Raw genomic sequence first — 11,423 nt, 5'->3', positions numbered from 1 at the left:
GGCGAGGCGAGGCGAGGCGCGGGTGGGGTGGGGGTGGGGTGGGGTGCGGGTTTAGGGGCGGATGTCGGCGGGGCGGTCGGTTGTCGGGAGGCCGGCCGCGAGCCAGGCGTCCACGCCGCCGATCATGTCGGTGGCTCGGCGCAGTCCGAGGGTCTGCAGGCTGGCGGCGGCCAGGCTGGAGCTGTAGCCCTGCCGGCACACCAGCACGATCTCCCGGTCGTAACCGGTGGCTTCCGGGATCCGCCAGGCGCTGGCCGGATCGAGCCGCCACTCCAGCACGGTCCGGTCGATGACGACCGCGCCCGGCAGGTCGCCCTGTTCGCGGCGCTGCAGTTCGGTACGGGTGTCGACCAGCAGCGCGCCACCGCGGACCGCCTCGACGGTCTGCTGCGGAGTCAGTCGGTGCAGCCCGGCGCGGGCCTGTTCGAGCAGGGCGTCGATGCCGGGGCTCATCACGTCTCGGAGCACCACCCGATCATGCCGATTCGGCCGCCACCCCGCGTGGTGAACGGTTGCGGCATCACCCGTCGTCGCCCCAATTCCCCCGGACGTGACGGGTGACCGCACACGGCCGTCAGCCGGACGTGTCCGGCCCGGTACGGCCGCCGCGGGATCGGGTGGCTGCGCTGGTGGGAATCGTCAGGTGTGGGCGGGTTGGGCGAGGGCGATGGCGGTGACCTGAGCGAACTGCTCGGGTGCGTCGAGCATGATGTTGTGTCCGGCCTCCGGCACGGTCACCACCCGCACGCCGGCCGCAGCCAGCGATTCCGCGCCGACGACCGGCCCGCTCCGACCGCCCTGGAGGTAGGTGCGCCGCATCGGCAGCCCTTCCAGGAGGTGCCGCATGGCGGGGCGGGTGCCGGTCACCAGGCCGATCGCGGTGCGGTGCAGGCCGATCGGATCGGCCAGTCGCATGGTGGCGGCCCAGGCTGGCCCCACCCGTTCCAGGGTCTCGGCAAGACCGCCGCCGAGGAACTCCGCCTCGGAGTAGCGGGCCAGGCCGCTGCTGCCGGCGGTCGGCGGCGGGTACGGGTCCAGGTTCGCCTCAATGAGCACCAGCTGCCCGACCAGGTCCGGGCGGCGGTGGGCGAGCGCGATGGCCACCGCCCCGCCCATGCTGTGCGCGACGATGTCGGCCCCCTGGACCCCGGCCGCGTCGAGCGTCGCGGCCAGCGCGTCGGCGTGCTCGGTGAGGGTGTAGCCGAACGCGGCCGGTCGGTCGCTCAACCCGAAGCCGAGGAGGTCGACGAAGAGGGATCGGTGGCCGGCCAGCTCGGGGAGGGTGGCCGCCGGCAGGAAGTACGGCGCGGACGTCGCGCCGAGCCCGTGCACGTACACCCGGGCGGGTGCCCGGCCGGCGATCTCCACCCAACGCATCTGAGCCCCGTCGGGGCCCACGGTCACCGTATTCATGGCGAAACAATACCTCCGCTCCGAGGTATATCGTCAAGAGGGCATAATGGAATCGTGCTCGAACTCGCCATCCTCGGTTTCCTGGCCGACCAGCCCCTGCACGGCTACGACCTGAAACGGCGGATCGCCCACCTCACCGGGCACGTCCGACCGATCGCCGACGGGACCCTCTATCCCGCGATCAAGCGGTTGGAACGCGCTGGCCTGCTCAGCCGGCGGGTGGAACCCGGCGCCGGCGCGGCCCCCCGCCAGATGCTGGCGCTGACCGGGCCGGGTCGGGCCGAACTGGACCGCCGGCTCCGCGAACCCGACGAGCTGGAGATCAGCGACGAGAACCGCTGGTTCGTCCTGCTGGCCTTTCTCCGGCACCTCGACGACCCGGCCGCCCGCGACCAGGTGCTCCGCCGACGGTTGGCCTTCCTCCGTACGCCGAGCAGCTTCTTCTACGAGGGCGACCGGCCGGTGCGCGCCGAGGAACTCGCCGACCCGTACCGCCAGGGGTTGCTGACCATCGCCCGAGCCACCAGCCAGGCCGAGCTGCGCTGGCTCGGGGAGATGCTGGGCGAGCCGGAGTGACCTCGGATGGCGGTCGGCCGCCGACCGACGAGGAGCGCTTCGGCGGGGTCGTCGAGGCGTACGCCGAGCTGACCCGCCGGGTGCTCGCGGGCCCCGCGCGGTTGGGGCGGACCCGGCTGGTCGCGGTCGACGGACCGAGTGGCGCGGGCAAGAGCCGGTTCGCCGCGCACCTCGCGGACGCCCTGGCGGCGCTGGCCGGCGGTGCCCGGCCGCCGGTGGTGCACACCGACGACCTGCTCGACGGTTGGGACGACCAGCTCACCTTCTGGCCCCGCCTGGACGAGTGGGTGCTTTCCCCGCTGCGCGAAGGGAAGCCCGGTGCCTACCGGCGTTACAGCTGGGTACGGCAGTGCTTCCTGCCCCGCCCGGTCCCGGTGCCGGCCGCGCCGGTGCTGATCCTGGAGGGCGTGAGCGCCGCGCGCGCCGTTGTCCGGCCGGAGCTGACCCTGGCCGTGTTCGTCACCGCGCCCGCCTCGTTGCGGCTGGCCCGCGCGGTCGCCCGCGACGGGCCGGAGATTCTGCCGGAGCTGCGCCGCTGGCACGTCGGGGAGCGCGCGCACTTCGATGCCGACGACACAGCCACCCGGGTGGACCTGGTGGTCGACGGCGCCCCGACGCTGCCGCACGACGCGGACCGGTACTACGTGCGCGTCCGCTGAGCGGAGCATCGACGTCCGGCGCCGGCCACGGCACGCTGCCCCGACCGCCGGTGTGGGTTCCGCCGGAGGCGGTGACGGTACGGGCTCCGCCGGCACGCCCCGGTAAGGCCGGCATACGATGCCGGTCATGACCTCACCGATCATGTCCGAGTCCGAGGTGCGGGCCGCCGTCGAGCGCGAGATGCCCGGCGTCCGGGCCGACCTGGAGCGCCTCGTCCGCATCCCCGGCATCGCCTTCGAGGGCTTCGACCACTCGCACGTGGAACGCTCCGCCGAGGCCGTCGCCGAACTGTTGCGCGGCTGTGGCCTGGACGTCGACATCGTGCGTTCCGGCGGCCAGCCCGCGGTGATCGGCCGTCGGGCCGCCCCGCCCGGTGCGCCGACCGTGCTGCTCTACGCCCACCACGACGTGCAGCCGGTCGGCGACCGGTCGCTGTGGGAGTCCGACCCGTTCGAGCCGGTGGAACGGGACGGCCGGCTCTACGCCCGGGGCGCGGCCGACGACAAGGCCGGCATCATGGCGCACGTCGCGGCGCTGCGCGCGTACGGTGACGCGCTGCCGGTCGGCGTGGTCCTCTTCATCGAGGGCGAGGAGGAGTACGGCTCCGACTCGCTGGAGCAACTGCTGGCCGAGCACCGCGACGAGATCGCCTCGGACGTCATCGTGATCGCCGACTCCGGCAACTGGGACATTGGCGTACCGGCGCTGACCACCTCGCTGCGCGGCATCGTCAACTGCTTCGTCGAGGTGCGCACGCTGGACCACGCGGTGCACAGCGGCATGTTCGGTGGCGCGGTTCCGGACGCGCTCACCGCGCTGGTCCGGCTGCTGGCGACGCTGCACGACGACGCCGGTGACGTGGCCGTGGACGGGCTGGTCGGCCGGGAGGGCGCCACCGTCGACTACCCGGAGGACCGGGTCCGGGCCGAGGCTGGGCTGGCCGAGGGCGTGCAGTTCATCGGCACCGGGCGGATCACCGACCGGCTCTGGACGAAGCCCGCGCTGGCGGTCCTCGGCATCGACGCGCCGTCCACCGCCGAGGCGCCGAACGCCCTGGTCCCGGCCGCGAAGGCGAAGCTCAGCATCCGTCTCGCCCCGGGCGACGACCCCAAGCGGGCGTACGCGGCGGTGCGCGCGCACCTGGAGAAGCACGCGCCGTGGGGCGCGCAGGTGACGGTCAGCTTCGAGCACGACGGCGACCCGTGCGTGATCGACGCGTCCGGGCCGATGTTCGACGCCGCCCGTTCGGCCTTCCGCGAGGCCTGGGACGGCACCGACCCGGTGGACATCGGCGTCGGCGGCTCGATCCCGTTCATCGCCACCTTCCAGGAGATGTTCCCCAAGGCGGCAATCCTGGTGACTGGTGTGGAGGACCCGCACGCGCGTGCACACGGCCCGAACGAGAGTCTGCACCTGGGGGAGTTCGCCCGGGTCTGCCTCGCCGAGGCGCTGCTGCTGGGCAAGGTGGCGGCAGCGGGCAGGTAGGTGTCGGAACGGCAACTTTGGGGCTGATCTGGCAGTTTACGGCGTGTCGGACGGCCGGCTGTTATAGCCTTTCGAACATGAGTACGAACGAGGTGATGGCCCGGTTGGGGGCCGCTGTCAGCGCGCTGGGGGACGTGGACGTCTCCGCGTGGTCCGAGGACACGCTCAACGAGCAGCTCGGTGAGCTCTCCGCCGCCCTGGTCGCCCTCGACTCGGTGCTCTCCCGGGTCGCTGGTGAGGTCCGCGCCCGGGGGCTGCGCATCGAGGAGCCCGTCTCCGCCTAGGTGTTCTGCCCAGAGAGGTTGGGGACGCGGCTGGCGGGTGGTCCGCCCTCATGAAACAGGCCCTGATCCGTCGTCCGTGTTGGCGGGCGGCACCCTGCCGACACCGCCCGGGCACGGCAATGCCCGGGCGGTGTCGGAGGTGACTGGCAGGATGAGCTGCGTGCGGTTTCTCGACCTGGCAGCCACCTCCGCGGCCGTCGGCGCCACCAGCGGCCGGCGGGCCAAGGTGGAGCTGCTCGCTGACGCGCTGCGCCGGCTCGACCCGGGCGAGGTGGAGCCCGGCGCCGGCTATCTCGCCGGTGAGCTGCGCCAACGGCAGACCGGGATCGGCTACGCGAGCCTGCGCGACCTGCCGCCACCCGCCGCCGAAGCGACCTTGACCGTGGCCGCCGTCGACGCGGCCATCGCGCAGATCGCCGCGGTGCACGGCGCGGGCTCGCAGGCCCGGCGTCGGGCGCTGCTCGGTGCCCTCTACGCAGCGGCGACGGCCGACGAGCAGCGCCTGCTCACCGGCCTGTTCAGCGGCGAGCTGCGCCAGGGTGCCCAGGCCGGGCTCCTGGCCGACGCGGTGGCCCGGGCCGCCGAGGTGCCGGTGGCGGCGGTCCGACGGGCGCTGCTGCTCGCCGGTGACCTGCGGGCCGTGGCGGTGGCCGCGTTGGCCGGAGGCGCCGCCGAGCTGGCCGGGTTCGGCCTGCGGGTCGGCCGACCGCTGGCGCCGATGCTCGCGCAGAGCGCCCCCTCCGTCGACGAGGCACTCGCCGCGACCGGCACACCGGCGGTGGTCGACGTGAAGCTCGACGGCATCCGCATTCAGGTGCACCGCTCCGGCAGCGACATCGCCGTCTTCACCCGCAGCCTCGACGAGATCACTACCCGGGTGCCCGAGGTGGTCGCCGCGGTCCGTGCCCTGCCCGGCCGGGAGCTGGTGCTCGACGGCGAGGCGATCGGCCTGGACGAGACGGGCCGCCCCCTGCCGTTCCAGCAGACCTCCAGTCGGGCCGCCCGACGCACCACCCCCAGCACCACCGGGCCCACGCCGGTCGCCCCGGCGGTGCTCGCCGCAGCCGCCAGCACGGGCACGAGCGTGCTCACTCCGTACTTCTTCGATCTGCTGCACCTCGACGGCGAGGATCTGATCGACCTGCCCGGCCGGGAGCGGTGGGCCGCCCTCGCCGGTGCGGTGGACGCGTCGCTGCTGGTCGGGCGCATGGAGGTCGACGGCCCGGAGCAGGCCGCCGCCGCGTTCGCCGCCGCGCTCGAGGCCGGCCAGGAGGGCGTGGTGGTCAAGGCCCCGGACGCCCCCTACGACGCCGGCCGGCGTGGCTCGGCCTGGGTCAAGGTCAAGCCCCGGCACACCCTCGACCTGGTGGTGCTCGCCGTCGAGTGGGGCAGTGGCCGGCGGAAGGGCTGGCTGTCCAACCTGCATCTGGGGGCGCGCGACCCGCACACCGGTGGCTTCGTGATGCTCGGCAAGACGTTCAAAGGGCTCACCGACGAGTTGCTGCGCTGGCAGACGGAGCGGTTCCTCGACCTCGCCGTGGAGCGCGGCGACTGGGTGGTCCGGGTCCGTCCCGAACAGGTGGTGGAGATCGCCTTCGACGGGGTGCAGACGAGTTCGCGCTATCCCGGAGGGATGGCGCTGCGGTTCGCCCGGGTGGTGCGCTATCGCGACGACAAGTCCGCCGCCGAGGCGGACACCATCGACGCGGTCCGTGCCATCCACGCGGGCCACCCCACCGGCTGACCGGGCGGAGCGGGCTGGGTCGAGCGTCGGCCGGAGTGGCCCGGGTCAGGCGGACGCGATCGGCGTCGGCTCGGCCGCCCGGTCCAGCGGAAGCGGGGTGGCGCCGATGCCGGCGGCGCGGCGGGCCTCTCGGCGGGCCACCCAGGCGTAGCCGAACAGGGACATCACCGCGAACAGCCACCACTGCACGACGTAGCCGAAGTTCTGCCAGTTGTTGGCGTGCCCGACCGGCACCGCCTTGAACAGCGGGTCGGCCGCCGGGGTCTGCTCGTCCAGCAGCAGGTAGGCGCCGTAGACCGGGTAGGGCAGCTCGCCGGCCAGCCGCGACACCCCGATCCGCCGTATCTCCAGCAGCCCGTCGCGCCGCGCCACCGCGCCGGCGCCGCTCTCGGTCTCGTGCACCCGGCCGACCACCGTCACGTCGCCGCTCGGAACGGCGGGCACCGGCGGGTGGGCGGTCGCCCCACCGCCCGGCGCCGGCGGGATCCAGCCCCGGTCGACCAGCAGTGCCGTGCCGTCGGCCAGCACCAGGGGTGTGAGCACCTCGAAGCCGACCCGGCTGTCCGCCGTTCGGCCACGGACCAGCACGGTGTTCGTCGAGTCGTACCGGCCGGTGGCGGTGACCCGGGTCCAGACCTTGTCCTTGGCGGGGGCCGGGCCCACCGTCCCCGGGCCGCCCGCGGGGGCGCGCAGCGCGTCGGCCAGCGGTGCCGGGGACATCCGCAGGCCCGCGTCGATCTGCTCGTTGACCTCGGTCCGCCCCCGGTAGCGGTCCAGCTGCCAGTTGCCGAGCAGCACCATGACGGCGGCGGCGACCAGGGTCAGCGCGAGAGCGCCCAGCCAGCGTGGGCTCAGCAGGAACCGGTACACGGCACCGAGGCTACTCGTATGACCGGCGCCACTGACCTGGAGCGGGTCAAGATCTGGCCGGGACCGCTTGACGGGCACCGGTTGGCGGTGCTCGCGCGTCCGGCCGGGCGGGTATCGTCACGCGGACGGATGGCCCCTGGGCCGACCGTCGCATACCCGCCGCCGCTCGCGAGGAGTCGATGATGACCGTCGTGCCGCGCCTGGTGCTCAGCGCGCCGTCCTCCGGGCACGGTAAGAACGCGCTGGCGATCGGGCTGCTCGCCGCCCTGGCCGAGCGGGGGGTCGACGTCGCCGGCTTCAAGCTCGGGCCGGACCACGTCGACGCCGCCTACCTGGGTCTCGCCTCCGGTCGGCCGGGTCGGGTGATCGATCCCCGGTTGGTCGGCGTCGACCGGCTCGCCCCGCTGGTGGCGCACGGCGCCGCCGGTGCCGGGCTCGCCGTGGTGCAGGGCAGCATGGGCCTGTACGACTCGGTCGGTGGCCGACCGGAGCAGGAGTCCACGGCCGCGGCGGCCGCCGCGCTGCGCAGCCCGGTGGTGCTCGTGGTGGACGTGGCCGCGATGGGTCAGTCGGTGGCGGCCCTGGTGCACGGTTTCCGCTCGTACGACGAGCAGTTGTGGCTCGGCGGGGTGATCCTCAACCGGGTGGCGTCCTCGCGGCACGAGGCCGTGCTGCGCGAGGCGTTGGACGACGTGGGTGTGCCGGTCTACGGGGCGCTGCGTCGCCACGACCTGCCGGCGGTGCTGCCGTCGCGGCGGCACGGTGTGGCGCCGGTGGTCGACGGGTCCGCCGACGCCGTCCGCGCGATCCGCCGGCTGGGCGAGGCCGTCGCCGCCACGGTCGACCTGGAACGGTTGCTCGGGCTGGCCCGCTCCGCCCCGCCGCTGCCGGCCCCGGCCTGGTCTCCCGAGGAGGCCCTGGGTGCGCTCACCGCCCCGGCGGACCGCCCACTGGTGGCGCTGGCGGGTGGGCCGGGCGGCAGTTTCAGCCACCCGGAGACCGCCGAGTTGCTGCGGGCCGCCGGCGCCGAGGTGGTCACCGTCGATCCGCTGCGCGACGAGGTGCTGCCGGTCGGCACCCGTGCGCTGGTCATCGGCGGCGCGCTCCCCGAGGCGTACGCCGAGCAGCTGTCGGCCAACCGGCGGCTCTGCATCGCGGTGGCCGAGTTGGCGCGTACCGGGCGTCCGGTGGTCGCCGAGGGCGCCGGGCTGCTCTGGTTGGCCCGGGAGCTGGATGGGTTGCCGATGTGTGGCGTCCTGGACGCGGTGGGCGTCAGCCGGGACGGCCTGGTGGTGGGTTACCGGGAGGCGACCGCCCAGACTGACAGCGTGGTCGCCGCCCAGGGGACGGTGCTGGTCGGCCACAAGGCGCACCGTGCGGTGCTCACCCCCCGCGCCGGTCAGCGCCCGGCGTGGAACTGGGATGGTGGCGCGCCGGAGGGCTTCGTCTGGCGCAACGTGCACGCCTCGCAGCTCACCCTGCACTGGGCCGGTCATCCGGCGACGGCCGCCCGGTTGGTCGCGGCGGCGGCGGCCGACCCGTCGCACGAGGTGGTGCCCGCGCAGCCCGGCGGGGTGTCGGTGTGATCGGTCAGGTGGCGGTGCGCCGGTTTCCGGCGTTGACCGTGTCCACGCCGCGCACGGAGGTGCGCCGGCTCACCGCGGCGGACGCGGCGGCGGCCGGGGAGATCTTCGCCGACAAGTTGACCCGGCGCTGGCTGCCGCTGCCGGACGACTCCGGCCCGATCGACGGGCACGCGTGGTGCACCGATCTGGCCCGGCAGCGGCGGGACAGCGGCGACGGTGACCACTACGCGGTGCTCCGGCGGGAGGACGACCAGGTGGTGGGTTCGCTGTGGACGCGGCGCACCGACTGGGGTGCACGCCTCACCGAGATCTCCTATGCGATGGCGCCGCACGCGCGTGGCTTCGGCCTGGCCGCCGAAGCCGTGGACGCGGTGGCCATCGCGCTGATCCTGGAGCACGGCTTCCAACGGGTCGAGTTGCGGGTGGCGCCCGGCAACCTGGCCTCGCGCCGGGTCGCCGAGAAGGCCGGGTTCAGTTACGAGGGTCTGCTGCGCAACGCCGGGTTCGTCAGCGGCGGCCGGGTTGATCTTGAGATCTGGTCGTTCGTCGCCGCCGACCTGCGCTGACTCACGCTGACCTGCGCTGGCCCTCGCCGGGTCAGCCGACGATGGCGTCCGATGGTGGGGTGAACTGGCGGGTCGGTGTGCCCTTGAGCCCGTCGCGCAGGGTTTCCGCGACCGCCGCGATCGGGATCTGGGACTGCCCGTCACCGACCGCGTTGAACGGATTGTCCGGGTCGGAGATGAAGCTCGCCGCGGCCAACTCCGGGGTGTAGCCGACGAACCAGGCGGACCGGGTGCTGTCGGTGGTACCGGTCTTGCCGGCCACCGGGCGCCCGACCGTACCCCGGACGCTGTCGGCGGTGGACCAGCCACCGCAGCTGCCGCGCGCCGGGGTGTCCCCGGTCGGGCAACGGGCCGCGTCGGTGGCCGCCCGAGCGGCGTCCGCGCTGACCACCTGCCGGCAGCGTGGCTTGGCCACCTCACGATGGATGCCGCCCGGGGTGGCGTACGTGGCCGGCGTGCCGTCCCGGTTCATGATCGCTTGCACCGGGATGGCCTCGCAGTAGCGGCCGTCGGCCGCGATGGCGGCGTACGCGTTCGCCATCTCCAGCGGGGTCGCGTCGGAGACGCCCAGGGTGAACGCACCCCACTTCTTCGCCTTGGTCGGGGACGCGTGGTCGCGGTCGACGTCGGTGCGCCACCGCAGCCCGAGCTGCTCGGCCAGCCGGACCGCCCGGTCCGCGCCGACCTGCTCCTCCAGCCACACGAAGTACGTGTTGACCGATTTGCCGAAGCCGGACCACATGGTCTGCTGGCCGCTCATCGCGCCGCTGGCGTTGGAGGGCGCCCATCCGTCGTAGACCTCCGACCGGTAGCGGTGGGGGGCATTGAACGAGGTGGACAGTGTCATCCCCGCGTCCAGCGCGGCCAGCATCGGGAACATCTTGAACGTCGACCCGGCCTGGTAGCCCGCCAGATCACCGCCACCGAGCAGTGGTGCCACCGTGTTCGGGTAGTTGGCCTTCACCTTGGGCCCGGCCTCGGGATTGGAACTCTGCGGGTTTTCGGCAAGGTCCAGCGAGTACGTCCGGTTCACCGCCATCGCCTTCACCCGCCCGGTGCCCGGCTCGGAGACCACGATCCCGTTGGCGAACGGGCTGCCGGTGGCCTCCTTCGTGCCGACGTTCTTCTCCGCCGCCTCCTGGATCTTCGGGTCGATGCTGAGCACGATCCGGTAGCCGCCCCGGCGCAGCTTGTCCATCCGTTCCAGCCGGTTCGCCCCGAACGCGGGCTGCGCACTCCACCAGTTCTTCAGGTAGTCGCAGGCGAAGCCCCAGCTGTTGTACTTCTCCAACACCGCGGCGCAGTCGTGCGGCGGGGTCGTCAGCTTCAGCCGGATCGGCTCGGACTTGGCCGCGGCGGCCGAGTCGGGGGAGAGGTAGCCAAGCTGGCTCATCCGGTCCAGCACGTAGTTGCGCCGCGCGGTGGCGTCCTTCTGGTCGGAGTCGGCCGGGTCGTACTCGGACGGGGACTTGACCAGTCCGGCGAGGGTGGCGGCTTCCACCGGGGTGAGGTCCTTCGGGGTCTTGGAGAAGAAGATCTCGCTGGCCGCGTAGATGCCGTACGCCCGGTGCCCGAAGTACGCCGAGTTCAGGTAGCGCTCCAGGATCTGCTCCTTGCTCAGCTCCTTCTCCAGGTCCAGCGCCATCCGCATCTCCTTGACCTTGCGCAGGCTGGTCTGTTGGGTGGCTTCCTGGACCTCCTTGGGCGTCGTCGCGCTGTCCCGCAGGGCCATCCGGACGTACTGCATGGTCAGGGTCGACGCGCCCTGGGAGACGCCGCTGGAACGGGCGTTGGCCACGAAGGCGCGGGCCACGCCCTTCGGGTCGACGCCGTGGTGCTGGTAGAAGCGGGAGTCCTCGGCGGCGACGATCGCCTGCTGGATGTTCGGCGACATGTCCGACAGCTTGGTGTACTGCCGGTACTCCTCGTAGAACATGGTCAGCACGGTCTTGCCGTCCGGGGCGTAGAGGTACGAGGTCTCGGCGGGCAGGGCGGTGGTCAGCAGCTTGGTCTTCGCCTCCACGGCGTGCGCGGTGGCCTTCGCGCCGAGCCCGGTGAGGGCGACCAGTGGGTACGCGGCGGCGGCGATCACGATTCCGGCGATCAGTCCGGCGCGGAGAAGAGGGACGAGTCGACCAGCGGCAGCAAGGGGTCGGTTGCTCACGTGGCCAAGTTATGACATTTCCGATTCGTACATGAGAAGAACTCTTAAACCGGCGGGTGGTGACGCGGCTTACGC

11 protein-coding genes are annotated in these 11,423 nt (G+C 73.2%); 7 read left to right on the top strand and 4 right to left on the bottom strand.

All coding sequences use genetic code 11. The features are described from left to right. Window positions 1-51: 51 nt before the first annotated feature. Together ACQEUX_RS21225 and ACQEUX_RS21220 are read right to left on the bottom strand one after the other, a co-directional pair. On the bottom strand, window positions 52-453 hold the full coding sequence (locus tag ACQEUX_RS21225; protein ID WP_145785474.1) for a rhodanese-like domain-containing protein: 402 nt from the start codon (window positions 451-453) through the stop codon (window positions 52-54). A 186-nt stretch (window positions 454-639) separates the two neighbouring features. After that, window positions 640-1,413, bottom strand: coding sequence for an alpha/beta fold hydrolase (locus ACQEUX_RS21220; RefSeq protein WP_433051036.1), 774 nt, complete (start codon window positions 1,411-1,413; stop codon window positions 640-642). 54 nt (window positions 1,414-1,467) lie between these two features. On the opposite strand from ACQEUX_RS21220, the gene ACQEUX_RS21215 reads away from it, so the two are divergent. From ACQEUX_RS21215 to ACQEUX_RS21195, 5 genes are all read left to right on the top strand, one after another. After that, window positions 1,468-1,989, top strand: a complete 522-nt coding sequence (locus tag ACQEUX_RS21215) for a PadR family transcriptional regulator (RefSeq protein WP_433051033.1) — start codon at window positions 1,468-1,470, stop codon at window positions 1,987-1,989. Continuing rightward, window positions 1,986-2,648 carry a uridine kinase family protein gene (locus ACQEUX_RS21210; protein WP_433051030.1) on the top strand — a complete coding sequence of 221 codons (663 nt, stop codon included), beginning with the start codon at window positions 1,986-1,988 and terminating at the stop codon, window positions 2,646-2,648. Before ACQEUX_RS21215 ends, ACQEUX_RS21210 begins: the two co-directional genes overlap by 4 nt. Before the next feature lie 142 nt (window positions 2,649-2,790). Beyond that, on the top strand, window positions 2,791-4,134 hold the full coding sequence (locus ACQEUX_RS21205) for a dipeptidase (RefSeq protein ID WP_433057029.1): 1,344 nt from the start codon (window positions 2,791-2,793) through the stop codon (window positions 4,132-4,134). Window positions 4,135-4,211: 77 nt separating this feature from the next. After that, window positions 4,212-4,418 carry a hypothetical protein gene (locus ACQEUX_RS21200; protein WP_030333429.1) on the top strand — a complete coding sequence of 69 codons (207 nt, stop codon included), beginning with the start codon at window positions 4,212-4,214 and terminating at the stop codon, window positions 4,416-4,418. Window positions 4,419-4,569: 151 nt separating this feature from the next. Continuing rightward, window positions 4,570-6,162 carry an ATP-dependent DNA ligase gene (locus tag ACQEUX_RS21195; RefSeq protein WP_433051027.1) on the top strand — a complete coding sequence of 531 codons (1,593 nt, stop codon included), beginning with the start codon at window positions 4,570-4,572 and terminating at the stop codon, window positions 6,160-6,162. 45 nt (window positions 6,163-6,207) lie between these two features. On the opposite strand, the gene ACQEUX_RS21190 is transcribed toward ACQEUX_RS21195, so the two are convergent. Further along, entirely contained in the window at window positions 6,208-7,032 is an 825-nt protein-coding gene (locus ACQEUX_RS21190; protein ID WP_433051024.1) for an SURF1 family cytochrome oxidase biogenesis protein, read from the bottom strand. Between the two features lie 182 nt (window positions 7,033-7,214). Here ACQEUX_RS21190 and ACQEUX_RS21185 point away from each other — a divergent pair, with 182 nt between their 5' ends. After that, the gene (locus tag ACQEUX_RS21185) at window positions 7,215-8,618 is read left to right on the top strand and encodes a cobyrinate a,c-diamide synthase (protein ID WP_433051021.1); all 1,404 of its coding nucleotides are present in this window, start codon (window positions 7,215-7,217) and stop codon (window positions 8,616-8,618) included. Next, window positions 8,615-9,184, top strand: coding sequence for a GNAT family N-acetyltransferase (locus ACQEUX_RS21180; RefSeq protein ID WP_433051018.1), 570 nt, complete (start codon window positions 8,615-8,617; stop codon window positions 9,182-9,184). Before ACQEUX_RS21185 ends, ACQEUX_RS21180 begins: the two co-directional genes overlap by 4 nt. 31 nt (window positions 9,185-9,215) lie before the next feature. Here ACQEUX_RS21180 and ACQEUX_RS21175 read toward each other — a convergent pair whose 3' ends face one another. Further along, a complete protein-coding gene (locus ACQEUX_RS21175; RefSeq protein ID WP_433051015.1) occupies window positions 9,216-11,348 on the bottom strand; it encodes a transglycosylase domain-containing protein in 2,133 nt (710 codons plus the stop codon). Between the last annotated feature and the right edge of the window lie 75 nt (window positions 11,349-11,423).

It is taken from the genome of Micromonospora sp. CA-259024, assembly GCF_050936255.1.
Classification (GTDB): Bacteria; Actinomycetota; Actinomycetes; order Mycobacteriales; family Micromonosporaceae; genus Micromonospora.
This window is presented reverse-complemented; position numbering and strand designations above follow the sequence as displayed.